This window comes from Pandoraea aquatica (genome assembly GCF_902459565.1).
In the GTDB taxonomy this organism is placed as follows: Bacteria; Pseudomonadota; Gammaproteobacteria; order Burkholderiales; family Burkholderiaceae; genus Pandoraea; species Pandoraea aquatica.
In genome coordinates this window covers 36,836-54,227 of record NZ_CABPSN010000009.1, presented here as the reverse complement: position 1 = coordinate 54,227, position 17,392 = coordinate 36,836, and the positions used below count along the sequence as shown (strand labels likewise).

The window sequence follows — 17,392 nt, the reverse complement described above, 5'->3', positions numbered from 1 at the left end:
CCCGATCCCTCGATTGACACCCCCCGTTTTGCGAATGACATCATGACGAACGCTCTCACGCCCTCCGCCCAAAACCGCGCGCCTGCGCATCAGACTGCGTCGCGCTGGCAGTTCTGGATCGACCGTGGCGGCACCTTCACCGATATCGTGGCGCGTCGCCCGGACGGCACGCTCGTCACGCACAAGTTGCTCTCCGAGAACCCAGAGCAGTATCGCGACGCTGCCGTCGCAGGCATCCGTCACCTGCTCGGGTTGACCGCCGGCGAGCCGATCACGCCAGACCTCGTCGATATGGTGAAGATGGGCACGACCGTGGCGACCAATGCGTTGCTCGAACGCAAGGGCGAGCCGCTGGCGCTCGTCACGACGCACGGCTTTCGCGACGCGCTGCGCATCGCGTATCAAAATCGTCCGCGACTGTTCGATCTCGACATTGCACTGCCTGAAGCACTGTATGCCGATGTCGTGGAAATCGACGAGCGTGTCGGTGCGCACGGCGACGTTGTTCGCGAGCTGGATGTCGTCACGGCGCGCAGCGCGCTCGAAGCGCTTTACACGAAGGGCATCCGTGCGGTGGCGATCGTGCTGATGCACGGCTACCGCTATCAGGCACACGAGAAGACGCTCGCTGCGATGGCTCGCGACATCGGCTTCACACAGGTCTCCGTCTCGCATGAAGTCTCGCCGCTGATGAAGCTGGTCTCGCGCGGCGACACCACCGTGGTGGACGCGTATCTGTCGCCGATCCTGCGCCGCTACGTCGAACAGGTGGCGAAGGAAATGCCGGGCGTGAATCTGCAATTCATGCAAAGCAGCGGCGGGCTGACGCGCGCCGACAACTTCCAGGGCAAGGACGCGATTCTCTCCGGTCCCGCAGGCGGCATCGTCGGTATGGTGCGCGCGTCGAGCGCAGCGGGCTTCGAGCGCGTGATCGGCTTCGATATGGGCGGCACGTCGACGGACGTCTCGCATTACAACGGTGAGTTCGAGCGCGTGTTCGAGACGCAGGTCGCCGGTGTGCGCATGCGTGCGCCGATGATGAGCATTCACACGGTGGCGGCGGGCGGCGGCTCGGTGCTGTCGTTCGACGGCACGCGTCTGCGCGTGGGACCGGATTCGGCGGGTGCGAACCCAGGACCAGCGGCCTATCGTCGTGGTGGCCCGCTCGCGGTCACGGACTGCAACGTCATGCTCGGCAAGATTCAGCCCGCGCACTTCCCGAAGGTGTTCGGTCCGCACGCCAACGAGCCGCTGGATCGCGACGTCGTGGTCGCGAAGTTCACCGCACTCGCCGACGAAATCGAGAAGGCGACGGGCCGCCGTCAGACCCCTGAGGCGCTCGCCGAGGGCTTCCTCGACATTGCCATCGGTGCGATGGCCAACGCCATCAAGAAAATCTCCGTGCAGCGCGGCCACGACGTGAGCCGCTATGTGCTGACGACGTTCGGCGGCGCGGGCGGTCAGCACGCGTGCGGCGTGGCCGATGCGCTGGGTATGACCAAGGTCTTCGCGCATCCGCTCGCGGGCGTGCTGTCGGCCTACGGCATGGGGCTGGCCGACCAGACGGCGATGCGCGAACGCATGATCGAAGCACCGCTGGCTGAGGACGGTATCAATGCGCTCGAAGACGCGCTCGGCGCGCTCGCGGACGACGCTGTCAACGCGCTGCTGTCGCAGGGCGTGCCGCCATCGCGCATCGAGACGGTGCGTCGCGTGCACGTGCGTTATGCGGGGACGGACTCGGCCATTGCCGTGCCGTTCGGCAGCGTGGCGCAGATGCGCGACGCGTTCGAAGCCGCCTACCGTCAGCGCTATTCGTTCCTGATGGACGGGGCGGCGCTGATCGTCGAAGTGGCGTCGGTCGAAGCCATCGGTCTGTCGGACGCGCCGGTGGACATCGCACCGCTGGCGGCTCGCACGTCCGGTGCGCCGCAAGCCGTCGATCAGGTGAAGCTCTACGCCGGCGGTACGTGGCACGATGCGGCGCTGTTCGAGCGCGACACGCTGCTCGCGGGCGACACCCTCGACGGTCCCGCCATCGTCGCAGAGAAGAGCGGCACGACAGTCGTCGAGCCGGGCTGGCAGGCGCAGATGACCGAACAGGGCAACCTCGTGCTCACGCGCGTGGTGCCGAGAGAAACGCAGCGCGGGTTGGGGACGCAGGCCGATCCGGTGCGCCTCGAAATCTTCAACAATCTCTTCATGTCGATTGCCGAGCAGATGGGGCTGCGTCTGCAAAACACGGCGTACTCGGTCAACATCAAGGAGCGTCTCGACTTCTCGTGCGCGCTGTTCGACCGCGACGGTAACCTCATCGCCAACGCACCGCACATGCCGGTGCATCTGGGATCGATGGGCGAGAGTATCAAGACGGTGATCGAGCGCAATCGCGGCCGCATGCGTGAGGGCGACGTCTTCATGCTCAACGACCCGTATCACGGAGGCACGCACTTGCCTGACGTCACCGTTATCACGCCGGTGTTCGTCAAAGATGACGAAGGGGCATCCGGTGCGCATGCGGCCGAGCCGCTGTTCTACGTAGGGTCGCGCGGCCATCATGCCGACATTGGCGGGATCACGCCGGGTTCGATGCCGCCGGATTCGACGCACGTCGAAGAAGAGGGCGTGCTGATTGACAACTGGCAACTCGTGGCCGCAGGCGAACTGCGCGACCGTGAGACGCGCGAGCTACTTGGCGGCGCACGCTATCCGGCGCGCAACATCGATCAGAACATGGCCGATCTGCGCGCGCAGGTGGCGGCGAACCAGAAGGGTGTGGACGAACTGCGTCGCATGGTGAACGACTTCGGACGCGACGTCGTACTCGCGTACATGGGGCACGTGCAGGACAACGCCGAAGCGGCGGTGCGTCGCGTGATCGGGGCGCTGGGCGACGGCCACTACCGCTACCCGCTCGATAACGGCGCGGTCATCGACGTGACGATTCGTGTCGATCAGGCGTCGAGAAGCGCCACCATCGATTTCACGGGCACGTCGGCGCAGTTGCCGAACAACTTCAACGCTCCCCGTGCGGTGTGCATGGCGGCGGTGCTGTACGTCTTCCGTACGCTCGTGGACGACGACATCCCGCTCAACGCAGGCTGCCTGAAGCCGCTCACGGTGATCGTACCGGAGGGGTCGATGCTCAACCCCGTGTATCCGGCGGCGGTGGTGTCGGGCAACGTCGAGACGTCGTCGGCCATCACCAACGCGCTTTACGGTGCGCTGGGCAGCGTGGCGTCGAGTCAGGGCACGATGAACAACTTCACCTTCGGCAACGAGACGTACCAGTATTACGAGACGATCTCGGGCGGCAGTGGGGCGGGCAATGGCTTCAACGGGGCGGATGCCGTGCAGACGCACATGACGAACTCGCGTCTGACCGACCCGGAAGTGCTGGAGTGGCGCTATCCGGTGCGCCTCGAGAGCCACCGCATTCGCGTGGGATCGGGCGGCAGCGGACGCTGGCAAGGCGGTAACGGTGCCGTGCGCCGCATTCGTTTCCTTACACCGATGACGGCATCGATTCTCTCCAACAACCGTGTGCACGCGCCGTTCGGCGCACAGGGCGGCGGGACGGGGGCATTGGGTGCAAACTACGTTGAGCGCGTAGACGGATCGCGTGAGGCATTGGCACACATCGGACGCACGCAGATGCAACCGGGCGACATCTTTGTCGTGGAGACGCCGGGAGGTGGCGGCTTCGGCCGGGCGTGAGGCCGACGTCGAGGGCTGAAGTCGAACGACCGGATGGCCCCACCGGATAAGGGGCTGCGCATCGGCAACGCGATGCGCGTAACCGCTCCGTCACTGGGAAATGACTGAAGCGAGACCGGTTCCCGGAAGGGATTGCGGGCTTTGCAAAGGCGCACCATGAGGACCTCCGTACGATGCCGTTGTCGTAAATGACAACCGCTACGAAACGTACGGAGGTGCCTGAAATGTCCCAGATGTCTGCAACACCCCAAGACCCGAACGCCCAGCGTGCCACTGAGGCAACGCCCTCATCCTCACTCCCCGAAACGCGTGACGCCGACGCCTTGCTCGCGCAGTACGAGCGCGCCTGCGGCGAGATCCAGATGGCCGGTCGCAAGCTGGCGCGTCAGACGCTCGACTATCAGACGGTACTCGACGAGATCGAGCGGATGGAAAAGGCGGGTACACCGCAGGCGACGGACAAACTCGCCCGTCTCGATGCGCTGCTCGACAGCGAAGCCTTTCAGCGTGAAGCGCGCGAGATCGAGCGCATGGCCGTCGCACTCGCCGGCGTGATCGAGCGGCTGAACGCTGAGGTGCCTGCGACGGGCGACGAAACCGTGCGAGTCCCGGCGCGCAGTCGCGCGAAGCATCGGACCTGCGCGTGACGGGGGCGACATGATCTATCGAACGATCGGCACGCGCTACACGCACCACGCGCCGCGACCCGGCGGCGCGTTCGCGCAGGATGCGGGCTCCGCATCGCAAAGGCACGCAGGCGACAACCCGCTATTGAGCACGATGTGGCGCGCCAGCGAGCAGATGGATGGCTTGCAGGTGCGCGTCGACGAGTGGCTGGGCAAGGCGCGCAACCGCTCGGCGAACGCTCGCGATGCGCGCGACTGGCTGACGTCGATTGACGCATTGCAGTCGCGCTTGCGTGCGGGAGAAAGCGCGGTGTCGTTGCCGGAAGGATTGCGCGAGTTCGTGGTGCGCAACGCGTTGATGTCGACATTGCAGGCATCCGGCGCACTCGGCACTTCTGCATTGGACAGCCTCAAGGCCGGTGTGCAGTCGATGGCATCGGGTACGAGCGAGTCGGCCACCGTCGAACAGATTGAACTCAAGCAGTTTCTGTCGCGCTACGAGAATGCGCTGACGTTGAGCAACGCGGTCATCGCCAAGTTGCGCGACATCATGAGCAAGATCACCAGCAGCCTCTGACGGCCGTCTTTCACTTCACGTTTCAGCTTTCCCTCCCTCATATCGAATTCAGGAACGATCCCATGACTTCAATCCAATCGAGCGCGTATCGCTACGGCGCGTCCGCTTCACAACAGGCGTCGCAGGACGTCACGCTGACGTCCGCACGTACCGTCGACATTCACTCGCTGTTGCTGGCGCACGCCGCCACGCTGATGCAAGCCAGCGGCGGTGACGCCAAGCTGAAGATCGATTCGATGCGTGCGCGTCAGGCGCATGGCCGCGAGGCGCGCGACGTCGCGAATCAGATCGAAACGCTCATCAACAAGCTCGGCACGAGCACGACGGCGACGACCAAAGTCGGCGACGGCATTCGCGAATTCTTCGACAAGCACGACCTCAAGATCAGCATCGACGACAGCGGTACGAAGAAGACGCTGATGGACTGGGAGTCGCGCAGCAAGAAGATCGGCGAGGACGGTTATTCAGGACCGTCGGGGTCGTCGGGCGACTACCGAGCGGACCATCTGCGCGCGCTCAAGGCGGCGGCGGACAGTCGAGGCGAAGAAGCGACCGACAGCCGCACCATCGAGAACATCGAGATCAACAAGTTCCTCCAGGAATACAACGGCGTTTCGACGCTCGCCAACACGATCATCAGTTCGCGCGGGCAGCAGCTCAATCAGATCAACGGCTCGATGCGCTCGTGAACGCATCTTCATCGACGGCGTCATTGCTGGCTCGTACGGCACACGACACACACGATATGCGCGACGCGTCCGCTGCCGACACCGAAGCGATCTTCTCGCGCTTCTTCGAGCGGGGCGGCGCGCTGCGCATGCTGGCGGATCTCGACGAGCGCGATCTGGCGTGCGTCCGTGCGTACGCGCAGCAACGCTTCAAGGAAGGCGAGATCGCGGCTGCACAGCGCGTCTATTTCATGCTCGCCACGCTGGACCAATGGTCGTTCGACGACTGGTTCGGCCTCGGCCTGTGCTATCAGCGGCTCGGCCAGCATGACGACGCGTTGCCGTGCTTCGCCAAGGCCGGTGTGATCCGCGCCGCGGACCCGCGTCCGTCCTATCTGGCGGGCATGAGTTACGAGAGCGCGGGCAATACGGCTTACGCGACGAAGGCCTACCTCGCGACACTACGGCTCTGCGGCGAGGACACGCAACATCGCAAGCTCGCACATTCGGCGCGCGCCCGGTGCGATGCCCTGTCAACTTCTCCATCAAAAGGAAACGCATGACTGTGATTGGTGCAGTGGGAATGGCTTACCGTCCGTCATCCCTGGGTGACGTTCAGGTGCCAACGACGCAGCGCGAGGCGGCGCGTGCGTCGCATACGGTGCGACGCGATAACGCGTCCGGCGACTGGCTCTCATCGGAGGACTTCTTTCCCGACTCGCCGGAGGTGGCGAACTGGCAAGACGCCGACAGCGCGTTCGCTCGCTTACTACAGCGCTTGTACTCGCTGGGCAGTGCGATGGCGGCAGATGGCATGCGTCCGCCATCGCAGTTCGGCATGACCGATCTCGCGAGTCTCGAAAAGCTCGATCCGTCCACGCTGGTGATGGTCGCGTCGATGATCTCGATGCAGGCGATGGGAGACACGGCGAAGTCGACGCAGAAGGCGCTGGAACTGCTGGCGGAGCGGCAGGACAAGCTGCGGCAGGAGGACCTCCAGAAATTCCGCGAGCAGATGGACGCCGCGACCAAAGACGCCGACAAGGCGCGCAAGGGCGGCATCTTCGGCGTGATCTTTGACTGGGTGGTCGCGGCAATCGACGTCGTCGTCGGTGCCGTCAAGGTCGTGACCGGCGTGCTGACGATGAATCCGCTGATGATCGCAGGTGGTATTGCGGACGTCGGTGCGGGCGTTGCGGGCATCGGTGCGGCGGTCTACAAGACGATGGCACTCGTCGATCCGAAGAACGCCGAGAAATACGAGGCGGAAGCCACGAAGTGGGGTTACGCACAGATGGCGTTTCAAGCGCTTGGCATGGTCGTCGGCTTCGGTACGTCGGTGCGCGGATTCATGGCATCTCGCTCGGTGACGAAGACGGCCACGCGTGTGATGAAGGGCGGCGCGGGCGAAGCGCTCACGAAGGCCGTGAAGGCGGGCGACGACGCGGCCATCGGCGCGATCAAGCAGCGTGTCGTCTCCGAGGTCTCGTATCAGGTCGGCATGGAAGTCGGGAAGCGCGTCGGCAAGTCGCTCGCACAGAACGGCACGCGCACGGCACGCAATCTCGTCAAACGCGGTTTCAACCGGATGGCCGAGCAGTTCACGCAGGAGATGGTCGAGCGGATGGTGTCGCGTTCGTTCGACAGCGTCGTCAAGTCGACGGGTAAGCAAGTGGCCAAGGGCGCACGCGTGACGGCGACCGACGTGACGAAGTCGTTCGGCAGGCAGATCGCCTCGCAGGGACGTCGCGCTATCGTGCGGGGCATGTGGTCGCTCTCGAGTGTGATTCGCGGTGGTGTTGTTGGCGCACGCGAAATCACGGCGGGCGCAATCGGTATCCAGCGCGCGAAGCTTCAACGTGAAGCGCGCGACATCGGTACGGAAATGATGTGGTTGCAGTTCCTGATGGAGCTGAATGGCGACGACAAGAAGCGTGTGGCCAAACGCATGGAGACGTTGTCGGCGCAGCAGGGCGAGATCGCCGAGTCGGCCAGCGACGCTGTGACGAAGACGGGGGCCGTGCGCATCCGCATCGCCGCCTCAATGGCGTGAGCGGCGTGCGTGTTATCGATCATCGGCGCGGCTTCGGTCGCGTCTTCCTAAAATGGAACGCAAAGGGAAACGTAAATGACAGGCATAGCAACGACGAAGCCGTGGCAGCCCACGGCGCAAAGTGAGCGTGGCGCGTGGGTGTCGGATGTGCCGATGCCGGATCGCAGCGAACGTGCCGTCGACGGGCTGGTGACGCTGATGCAACTGGTGAAGCTGATGATGGAAATTCGCGTCGGCGAGCGCAACACCGATCAGTCGTACCGCACGCGTCACGATGTGATGTTGTTCGCGAGAGGTGTCGCGGCGCGCGACGAGAAATACCGAGCCAACAAGAAGCACTACGACGCCGCGATGACCTCCGCAGGTGGATCGCTCTTCACGGGCGTCATGTCGCTCGGCGGCAGTGTGATCGGCGCGCGCTACGGCATGCGCGACAAGATGGAGATCGGGCAGATGTTCGGCGGCGTCGTGAGCGGCGTCGGACAGTTCGGCAAACCGGCGTTCGAGTTCGCGGCCGCTGACCTGTCGAACCGGGGGCGCGACAACGAAGTGGTCGGCGAGTTTGCCACAGGACTCACCGACGAGACGCGCAAGAGCAACGACCGGTTGCGTCAGCGTATCGACGCGGCGAGCGGCGAGCTGCGCGACGTCACGCGTCAGTTGTATGGCCTCGCGGGCCAACATCTTACGAAGCTGTACGAAGCCATCCGCTGATTCGTTCCGTGATTCATCCCGTGATCTATCCCATGACCCATCCAGTGACCCATCCATGACAGTCTGCACGCGCGCCGTTGCGGCATTTTTCCGGACACACCGTTTCACGGCGCGCGCGGAAGTCTGCGAACGCATGCACATCACCTTGGGACAACGCGTCGAGAACGGCGAGTTGTCCCTTTGTCATCGTCTCGATAAAGTCGCAGCGGGCTATGTGCTGACGATCACCGATTTCCGGCTCGATGCCGAAGCACGGTCGAGCGATCAGGCGGTGAGGCGATTCTGTCAGCTGATCCGCACGTTGCTGAGGACGGTGCCGCATCTGAGCTACGTGCGCGGGATGATTCTGCCGGGCGTGAGCGACGCGCATCTGCGCGACGTGCGGCTTCGACTGAGTGTGATTCTGGAGCGCGAGGGCGCGTTCTGGCGAGACGAGGACGGCGATCGCTGGCTGGTGTTCTGCCGCGATCATCAGGGCATTCCGACGCGTCACATGGCGGCACGCGACACACCGTCCCCCTCGTCCTCTTCACCTTCTGTGGCTCACGGCAACATGCCGAGCACACGCCACCACACGTAATCCAGCGGGAAGAGCAGTACTAGCGAGATAACCGTCATGACGACGGTGAGCCGGGTGCCGTCTCGCATACCGACACCACCGAGGTGCATCGCGATCATCATCGGTGGGCTTTGATACGGCAACAACACCGTAGAAAACACCGGCACCTGAAGCATCAGGACGGTGTAGAGCGGCAGGCCGCTCGCCGTGGATAACTGACCCGCAAGCGGCGTGAGCACGGCGGGCAGCCCGGGCAGGGTCGCCACGAGCCCGATGGCCGCGCCGATGGCGATGAGCCACGCCGCGTTGATGACCGGTGTGCCGGGTACCATGCCGACGGCGTCCAGACACAGGCGCGCCACCTTCTCTCCCAGTCCGCTATCCGCGACGACGGCACCCACCCCCAGAAACCCTGCGACGTAGATGAGCGGTGTGATCTGCATCTGGTCGGTGAAGGTCTTGGGCGTCACGATATGAATCGCGGGCAGCAGACAGATGATCGCGGCGGCCACGGAGATCCACGCAGGCGAGATGCCGTGCCATGCGTCCGTCGCAAAGCCTGCTAGCGCGAGCGCGAGCAGAACGGACAGATGACGTGCGTCGTTCGTGAACGGTGGCGTTGTGTTGGTAGACGTGTTCGTGAGCGGACCATCGTCCGGGAACAGGCGACAGATGACCCACACGAGAATGACGGCCTTGAGCGCACCGAGCACGGGGAAGTGGAGCAGCAGATACGGCGCGTAATGCAGCTTCACGCCGTAGAACGAATCGGCGGCACCCATCAGCACGCTGTTCGGGATGTTCGCGGGCAGGATCGTCGTCGGCGGCATGTAGCTCGCGGCGGCGACCATCATCACGAGACCGGTGCGTCCGCGTCGTCCTTCGGTGAGACCGATGCGATCCGCGAGCGCGAGCACGATGGGGATGAGCAGCAGAATGCGACCGGTAGTCGATGGCATCACGAAGGCGAGACCGACGGCGGCCACCATCACGGACGCGACGTAACGAGGATACGTCGGACGCTTCAGCGCGAACACTGTGGACGCGAGTCGCGAGCCGAGCCCGGTCGTGCGCACCGCGAGGCCGGTGACGGCGCCGCCGAAGACGAGCCACCATGCGGCGGAGTGGAAGCCGGCAAAGATGACTTCCGGCTTCGCGACATGCAGCAACGTGGCGAGCAGGAAGAAGGTCAGTGTGGTGACAGGTTCGGGGAACAGGCCGAACGCCCATGCGCCGATGGTGAAGAGCACGAGGACCGCCGCTTGCGCCGCCGTAGGAGAGAGTCCGAGCGTGGTGCTGCCGTGACTCGCGGCCCACAGCGCGAGCGCGAGAAGGCCGAAAGCGGCGTAACCGCCGAGCGCCCGCAACCGGGCACGCAATCGTTCGCGACGCAAGAGATTGGAGGCGTGCAATGTCTCCGACGAAACCGTTTCGTTCATGGCGCTTGTCGTTTTGATGTTGGGCCAGAACAGCGATCTTACATGGTTCGGTCTTTCGCTTTCTTAATATCTGCAATTACCGCCATCAGTAGCTCGATGTCATTTTCTTCGAGCGCAGCGGTGATGTATTCGGAGATGACTTCGTCGGTGTCCAAGTATTCGGATGCATCGAACGGTGTCAATTCGATATGTGTCATTTGGCGTTGTCGTGTTCGGGCGTTGGGGCGCGGCAAGACTACAATGTCTGCACCCTCAAATTACCTTTCAAGACGAAAATTCAGACGTTGGAACCGAACGAAGTCATGACCGCCTCCGCACCGAAGCCCTGGTATCTCTATTTGCTGGAGTGTGCCGGTGGGCGCATTTACACGGGGATCACGGTCGACGTCGACGCGCGTTATGCGGCGCATGTGGCAGGGAAGGGGGCACGCTTCACGCGGGCGTATCCGCCATCGCGGGTGTTGCTCTCACTGTCGTTTGCCGACAGGTCGGCGGCCTCGCGTGCCGAGTACCGCATCAAACAACTGACCGCGTCGCAGAAACGCGGCCTGATTGCGGGGACGTATGTTTGCGACCTCGCTGACCTCAGCGACGTCCCCGCCGCCGAGTCATCCCTCAAGGCACCAGACGCGCCTGTCGAATGATGCGTCGCACGTCGCGTTGCAGCGCGCCGAATTGGCCGCGTGACGGAATCGGCGAGACCACAAGTGCCCAGCTATCGCCCGGCACGGTCTTCTCCACCACGGTGTAATAAGTCGACTGCGTGCGGAAGAAATCGGCGATGCCGTCGTGACTGATGCGATAGCTCCGATCCCCAGCCCCCGGCAGCAGGAACACGCCGAGTGTGTAGTACACATCGCGATCCGAATTCACCGGCCCCGACTGCTTATCGAGCAACAACGCGCGCAGTGTCTTCTCCGTGAGCAGGCTCGGGTGACGGACATCGAACACGCGCCACACCTTGAGCAACGCCCCCGTCGACATCTGCCAGCCCGCGAACGGCGCAAGCAGACGCCAGCTGTCGGGCAGCTTCGCATCCGTCACGCCCAGCGGCGTGAAGATGTTCTTCTCGCAGAAGTCCTTGTAATCCTCGCCGGACACCGCCTCGATCACCATCCCGAGCAACAGATACGAGACGTTCGAGTAGACGAAGTCGGAGCGGCCCGTCGAATGGCTGGCCTCGCCCGCATCCAGATAGTTGAAGAAGTCGGCGCTGCCGCCCACGCGACGAATCGCCAGTCCGCTGAACAGACCGTTGACCGGATCGTTGAAGCCGTTCGTCGCCAGCCCCGCGCGATGCGCCAGCAGGCGTCGTACCGTCAACTCGCGCAACGACGGGTCGAGCGGCTTGCCGTGTTCCTTCGAGTAGTCGGTGAGCAGGTCGCCGAGTTTGGCGTCGAGCGATAACTTGCCTTGCTGTACCAGCAGCGCGATCCCGATCGCCGTGACCGACTTCGACAGGCTCGCGACGGGCAGCAACTGCTGGACTTCGTCGCCCGGCGTGGCCGCTTCGAGCGCGACGCCGCCGTCCGACTCGGTACGCAGCCAGACGTGTGAGAGGTTGTAGCGTTCCTTGAGCTGCGCGACACCCTGCGCGATGGTCGACTGACCGATCGGCACGGCCGGCTTGATCGGTGTCACGGCACCTGACGACGGCAGCGCGACGACCGCGCCGGTGGTGTTGGTGACAGCGGTGGCGGATGAGGCGGACGACGTGTTCGACGCGTTCGACGGCGTCTGCGCGAGCGCATGGCTCGCCATCATCAGTGTGGCAGTGCCCAGCAGGATAGTCAGGACAACACGGCGTGCAGACGCGCCGGTACGCCCCATAGCTCGTGCTACGGCATGCCAATTGCCCGGCATAGTCCGTAGTGCGGTAATACGTGCCCCTGCTGCCGGACGGCTTTGCCGTTCGACGTTCATTACTTAACTCCCCCCGCGCACAAAACTTCGAACCGCGAATCGACTCTCTTCGGAGTCGGAATGGTTCGGAGTGCGCACGTGCCACTTTGTGGCGATATTCGAAATCGAAGTTTAGGAAAACTTCGGGTAAGTACCCAGCAAAACTTGCGCATTTTACATTAAGTTGCATATATCGCGCGCCAATGGCGATAGCCGGGTGCAATCGCCCCGGCTCAGCCCCGTCCGACGGGCACGGCGCGGGGAACGTCACGCATATTGCGCTGCCAAAACTCCCTCATAACGTAAAGCATCGACCGCAGAGGACCGTCCGGCGGCGCTTTCCGGGCGTTATGTCAGCGCAAGCGGCGGCTTTGTCAGTGCCGCACCGACAAGACCTGTTACGCATCGCGGTGTAAGCTATCTCCCAAGACTGACAGGCTCCGACTCGCCCACAGGCCTTGAGGGCGGCGTCCCGATGACGTCGTGCCGGCCGAAGGAACGACCGAAACATGACTGAACCGTCCCGTGCGCGCCCGAGCCGGCCCGCCGATCCCGCTTCACCCGTGGCGCTTTCCCCGGCCACTGCCGGACACAGCGCTGCGGCCTCTGCCGCTGGCGGGGGCGATGGCAACCCGCCGGATGCAGCCAGTCCTTCTGCACCATCCCCCGTCGAGGCCGCCTGGCTGGCCTTGCCCGCGCCCATCCGCCTGATCCGATGTTTCCCCTGGAGTGCCGCCCGCCCGTGGCTGATCGTCGCCGGTGTGCTGCTGCTCGGCCTGTTCGTCTTCGACGCGCTGCATCACATGTTGCGACACGTGCATTACGACAACGTGATCGCGGCGATTCACGCCACGCCGGTGACGCGCCTCGTGCTTGCCATGCTGGCAACGTTGGCGAGCTACGCCGCGCTCACCGGCTACGACATCTCGGGGCTTGCGTTCGCTGGCGCGAAGGTGAAGCGCTCGACCGTCGTGCTGACGTCGTTCATCGCCTACGCGCTGGGTAACTCCGTCGGTCTCGGTGTGCTGACGGGCGGCACGGTACGTATGCGGATGTACGCGGCGGCGGGTGTCGATGCGTCGAAGGTCGCGCAGGCCGTCGCCTTCAACGCCGGGGCGTTCGGCCTCGGCATGACAGTGTTCGGCTCGCTCGGGATGTTGTGGGGTGCGTCGCGCGTCTCGGCGCTGGTGCCGATTCCCGCGTGGATGTTGCAGGCCTTCGCCGTGTTGCTGCTGGCAGGCGCGGCGGCGTTCCTCGTGCTGTGCGCACGCAAACGCTCGGTTGCGATTTTCGGCCGCTGGTCGATGCCGTTGCCGCCGCTGCGCCTCGCGTTGCGTCAATTGGTGATCTCCGCCGCCGATCTCGGCATGGCCGCCGCAGCCCTCTGGTGCTTGCTGCCTGCTGGCGTGGTCGATCTGCCGACGTTCGTCGTCTTCTACGCCATCGCCATGGCACTCGGCGTGCTCAGCCACGTGCCAGGCGGCGTCGGGGTGTTCGAAGCGGTGATTCTGCTGGCGACGAACGGCCACGCACCGATCAGTCAGGTCGCCGGTGCGCTGGTGCTGTATCGCGGGATCTACTATCTGCTGCCGCTGATCTTCGCGGCGTGCCTGCTCGCAGCGTTCGAGTTGCGGCAAGGGCCGGCCGCCCCCATCGGACGCGCTGCCGTGCGCCTCTTCCCCGGCTTGCTCGCCGCGCTCACGCTCGTAGCCGGTGTGATGCTGCTGATCTCGGGGGTGACGCCTGCCACGCGCGACGCCGAAGACTTCCTGCGACGCCATGTGCCGCTGTTCCTCGTGGAGGTGTCGCACTTGCTGGGCAGCGTGGCGGGGCTGTCGATGCTGTTCCTCGCGCGCGGTCTGCTGCACCGGCTGGACGCGGCGTGGTGGGGCTCGCTGGGCCTCACCGTCATCGCGGCGGTGCTGGCGATTCCGAAGGGCATTGCGTTGTCGGAGTTCTTCGTGTTGGCGGTGCTAGCGACCTTGCTACTCGTCTCGCGCAAGCAGTTCGACCGGCGCTCGTCGCTCTTCACCCAGTCGTTCGAACCGGGCTGGATCATCGCTGTGCTGTCGGTGCTGGGCGCGTGTACGTGGCTGATGTTCATGTCGTACCGGCGCGTCGGTTACGCGAATCAACTCTGGTGGCAATTCACGTTCGACGGCGATGCGCCGCGCTCGATGCGCGCGCTGATGGTCGTTGCCGTGATCGGGTTGGGGTTGTCGCTGTGGCAACTGCTGCGGCAATCGCCGGGCGCGATGGTGCCTGCAACGGAAGACGAACTGGCGCGCGCGAAGGCCGTCATTCGCAAGCAACCCGCCGCCGACGCGTGTCTCGCGCTCATGGGCGACAAGAGTTTCCTGTTCTCGCCGTCGGGCAACGCGTTCATCATGTACGCGAAGCATCGCCGCTCGTGGGTGTCGCTCTCGGATCCGGTGGGCGATCAGAAAGAGTGGCCGGAGCTGATCTGGCGGTTCATCGAACTGGCCGACGCGCACGGCGGCCGCGCGGCGTTTTACAAGACGCGTCCGCAAGCATTGCCGCTGTACATCGACGCAGGACTGCGCGCGTACAAACTGGGTGAAGAGGCGTTCGTCTCGTTGCCGGAGTTCGGCCTGCAAGGCGCGCGTCGCGCGAATCTGCGCCATGGTGTGACGCGCGGCGAGCGCGAAGGACTGACGCTGGAGATCGTGCCGCCGGAGCACGTTGCGCCCCATCTTGCCGAGATGCGGCTTGTGTCGAATGCGTGGCTCGCGCGTCAGCACACGCGCGAGAAGGGCTTCTCGCTGGGGGCGTTCGACGACGCATACGTCGCGCGTCAGCCGGTGGCGCTGGTGCGGCGCGAAGAACGGCTCGTCGCGTTCGCCACGCTGATGTGTCCCGACGTGCAACGCATCGAAGCGAGCATCGATCTGATGCGTCAGGTGCCCGACTCGCCGCCGGGCACGATGGACTTCCTCTTCGCGAAGCTGATGCTGCATTTCAAGGAACAGGGCTATCAACGCTTCGGTCTCGGCATGGCGCCGATGTCGGGCATGGAGACGCATCAGCTCGCGCCGCGCTGGCACCGCTTCGGGCGGATGATGTTCGCGCACGGCGCGCGCTTCTACAACTTCCGGGGGCTGCGCAGCTTCAAGGACAAGTTCGATCCGCAATGGGAGGCGCGCTATCTGATGACACCGGGCGGCATTGCACCGATGCTGACGCTCGCCGACGTCGCCTCACTCGTAGGCGGCGGCTGGAAAGGGATGATTACGAAATGACGGGAAACGCCATGGCGAAGCGCGGCAAGACAGAGGGCAACGCAGACGGCAACCACGATGCACCGGTGAGATCACTTGAGCGCTCTCGCGGGATGTCGCGACGATTGGCGCGTAGTGCAAGGGACATCGGGGTCGTCGGGGCGGCAGGGGGCGTGCGGGCGGCGCTTGGCGTGGCGATGCTGACGGCGGCGATGTCGTCGCCCGTCGTGATGGCGCAGACGTCGAAGACCGCCGAGCAGCGTGGCAATCCGCTGAATGTGCTCAAACCCGCGCCCAAGGCAGGGCCGGTGGCACAGTCGCCTGCGGCGGCATCGAGTGTGCCGGCACCGGTCATGCCGCAGGCGGCTGCGGCCGCCGCCGGTGCGGCCGCCTTTCGTAGTGCTGGCGCGGGCGCTGCTCCCGAGATCATGACGCACGGCCGCTTCGAGAGCGTCCCCATCTTCCGACCTGAAGGCGAGCCCAACGCGACGGTGCTGTTCTTCTCCGACGACGACGGCTGGACACCACGCGCCGAGCGCATGGCCCGCGCTTTGGCCGACACGGGCGCGCTGGTCGCAGGCATCGACACCGCGCGACTGATGGCGAACTACACCAAGGACGATATCGCGTGCGTCTATGCGGCGGGCGATCTCGACAACTTCGGCCGATGGGTCGAGGCCGCCGTCAAACTGCCGGGCTATACCCCGCCGATACTCGTGGGCGACGGCGTCGGAGGCACGTTCGCATACGCCATGCTGGCGCAGGCCGGTAACGACACGTTCTCCGGCGCGTTGTCCGTCGACTTCTGTCCGGTGCTGCCGATGTCGCGTCCGCTGTGTCAGGGCGAAGGCGTGCATTTCGGGCGCGGCATCACTCACACGCCGGGCGGCGCACCGATGCGTCTGCTGCCTGCGCCGGTGATGAGCGCCCCGTGGCTCGCGATGGGCGGCCCTTCGGGTGGTCCCGCCAGTCCGGCGCGCGCACCGCGTTGCTCGGACCACGTCGCGCAGGAGTTCGCCGCACGTACGCCGAATTCCAACTGGCTCGTGGGCGGGCTGGCGGGCAGTCTGGGGGCGATGGATACGAGCGGTACGACGTCCGCCTCGGCAACGGGCGCGTCGTCCACGCCGGTGCTGGCCGACTGGGTGACGCAATACAAGAACGCATTCCGGCGTCTGAACGCGCACCACGTGGCAGGCACGGCGCGACCGCCTGCGGCCGTCGCCGATCTGCCCGTCATCGAGGTGCCCGCCACGGGCAAGCCCGCTGCGAATCTGGCCGACACCTTCGCCATCCTGATGTCGGGCGACGGCGGCTGGGCCGGGCTCGATCGTGACGTCGCCGGGGCGCTTTCCGCGCATGGCATTCCCGTCGTGGGGGTCGATTCGCTCCGGTACTTCTGGTCGGCGCGCACGCCGGCGTCCGGCGCGCTCGACATCGACCGTCTCATGCGCTTTTATCAGACCCGCTGGAACAAGAAGCGCGCGATCCTGATCGGCTACTCGCAGGGGGCCGACGTGCTGCCGTTCATGGTCAACCGGATGCCGCCGCTCGCGCGGGATCGTGTGGGCCTGCTGGTGCTGATGGGGCTCGGTCAGAAGGCCGATTTCGAGTTCCGCATGACCAACTGGGTGATGTCGAGCCAGAACGGGCTGCCGATCCGCCCCGAGGTGGAGCGTCTGCCCGACGGCATGGCGATGTGTATCTACGGTGCGGACGAGGACGACAGCAACTGTCCGGGCCTCGACCCCAAGCGGGTGCAGGTCGTGAAGATGCCCGGCGGGCACCACTTCGACGGCAACTACACCGCGCTGGCAGACGTGATCTTGCAGGGGCTCGCCAAGCGCTGACGGCGTCCGCGCTCGTCGCGCTCCCGCTGGCTCCGATTCGGGTTGCTG

Annotated in this window: 14 protein-coding genes; 11 read left to right on the top strand and 3 right to left on the bottom strand. The window is 64.8% G+C overall.

Annotated features, from left to right (window positions below):
* Nucleotides 1–42 precede the first annotated feature (42 nt).
* The 8 genes from PAQ31011_RS22745 (at nucleotide 43) to PAQ31011_RS22710 (ending at nucleotide 8,935) form a co-directional block, all read left to right on the top strand.
* A complete protein-coding gene (locus tag PAQ31011_RS22745) occupies nucleotides 43–3,717 on the top strand; it encodes a hydantoinase B/oxoprolinase family protein (protein WP_150577969.1) in 3,675 nt (1,224 codons plus the stop codon).
* Nucleotides 3,718–3,941: 224 nt separating this feature from the next.
* Complete coding sequence (locus PAQ31011_RS22740; RefSeq protein ID WP_150577968.1) at nucleotides 3,942–4,364, top strand: hypothetical protein; 423 nt, start codon at nucleotides 3,942–3,944, stop codon at nucleotides 4,362–4,364.
* A gap of 10 nt (nucleotides 4,365–4,374) precedes the next feature.
* Nucleotides 4,375–4,920 carry a hypothetical protein gene (locus PAQ31011_RS22735; RefSeq protein WP_150577967.1) on the top strand — a complete coding sequence of 182 codons (546 nt, stop codon included), beginning with the start codon at nucleotides 4,375–4,377 and terminating at the stop codon, nucleotides 4,918–4,920.
* A 62-nt stretch (nucleotides 4,921–4,982) separates the two neighbouring features.
* A complete protein-coding gene (locus PAQ31011_RS22730) occupies nucleotides 4,983–5,609 on the top strand; it encodes a hypothetical protein (RefSeq protein WP_150577966.1) in 627 nt (208 codons plus the stop codon).
* The gene (locus tag PAQ31011_RS22725) at nucleotides 5,606–6,151 is read left to right on the top strand and encodes a CesD/SycD/LcrH family type III secretion system chaperone (RefSeq protein WP_246179732.1); all 546 of its coding nucleotides are present in this window, start codon (nucleotides 5,606–5,608) and stop codon (nucleotides 6,149–6,151) included. The genes PAQ31011_RS22730 and PAQ31011_RS22725 overlap by 4 nt, the downstream gene beginning before the upstream one ends.
* Nucleotides 6,148–7,641, top strand: coding sequence for a type III secretion system translocon subunit SseC family protein (gene sctE, locus PAQ31011_RS22720; RefSeq protein WP_150577965.1), 1,494 nt, complete (start codon nucleotides 6,148–6,150; stop codon nucleotides 7,639–7,641). The genes PAQ31011_RS22725 and sctE overlap by 4 nt, the downstream gene beginning before the upstream one ends.
* A 75-nt stretch (nucleotides 7,642–7,716) precedes the next feature.
* Nucleotides 7,717–8,355 (top strand): hypothetical protein, encoded by a 639-nt coding sequence (locus PAQ31011_RS22715; protein ID WP_150577964.1) that lies wholly within the window; start codon nucleotides 7,717–7,719, stop codon nucleotides 8,353–8,355.
* 133 nt (nucleotides 8,356–8,488) lie between these two features.
* Entirely contained in the window at nucleotides 8,489–8,935 is a 447-nt protein-coding gene (locus PAQ31011_RS22710; protein ID WP_150577963.1) for a hypothetical protein, read from the top strand.
* Here PAQ31011_RS22710 and PAQ31011_RS22705 read toward each other — a convergent pair.
* The gene (locus PAQ31011_RS22705) at nucleotides 8,899–10,353 is read right to left on the bottom strand and encodes an SLC13 family permease (RefSeq protein WP_150577962.1); all 1,455 of its coding nucleotides are present in this window, start codon (nucleotides 10,351–10,353) and stop codon (nucleotides 8,899–8,901) included. The genes PAQ31011_RS22710 and PAQ31011_RS22705 overlap by 37 nt on opposite strands.
* A 38-nt stretch (nucleotides 10,354–10,391) precedes the next feature.
* Nucleotides 10,392–10,550: a helix-turn-helix domain-containing transcriptional regulator gene (locus tag PAQ31011_RS26505; protein ID WP_174990241.1), complete on the bottom strand. Its 159-nt coding sequence runs from the start codon at nucleotides 10,548–10,550 to the stop codon at nucleotides 10,392–10,394.
* A gap of 105 nt (nucleotides 10,551–10,655) precedes the next feature.
* Between PAQ31011_RS26505 and PAQ31011_RS22700 the strand changes: the two genes are divergently transcribed.
* Complete coding sequence (locus PAQ31011_RS22700; protein ID WP_150577961.1) at nucleotides 10,656–10,997, top strand: GIY-YIG nuclease family protein; 342 nt, start codon at nucleotides 10,656–10,658, stop codon at nucleotides 10,995–10,997.
* On the opposite strand, the gene PAQ31011_RS22695 is transcribed toward PAQ31011_RS22700, so the two are convergent.
* A complete protein-coding gene (locus PAQ31011_RS22695) occupies nucleotides 10,969–12,276 on the bottom strand; it encodes a serine hydrolase domain-containing protein (protein WP_150577960.1) in 1,308 nt (435 codons plus the stop codon). The genes PAQ31011_RS22700 and PAQ31011_RS22695 overlap by 29 nt on opposite strands.
* Before the next feature lie 488 nt (nucleotides 12,277–12,764).
* On the opposite strand from PAQ31011_RS22695, the gene mprF reads away from it, so the two are divergent.
* Nucleotides 12,765–15,515 carry a bifunctional lysylphosphatidylglycerol flippase/synthetase MprF gene (gene mprF, locus PAQ31011_RS22690; RefSeq protein WP_150577959.1) on the top strand — a complete coding sequence of 917 codons (2,751 nt, stop codon included), beginning with the start codon at nucleotides 12,765–12,767 and terminating at the stop codon, nucleotides 15,513–15,515.
* Complete coding sequence (locus PAQ31011_RS22685) at nucleotides 15,512–17,344, top strand: virulence factor family protein (RefSeq protein WP_246179731.1); 1,833 nt, start codon at nucleotides 15,512–15,514, stop codon at nucleotides 17,342–17,344. Before mprF ends, PAQ31011_RS22685 begins: the two co-directional genes overlap by 4 nt.
* The last annotated feature ends 48 nt before the right edge of the window (nucleotides 17,345–17,392 follow it).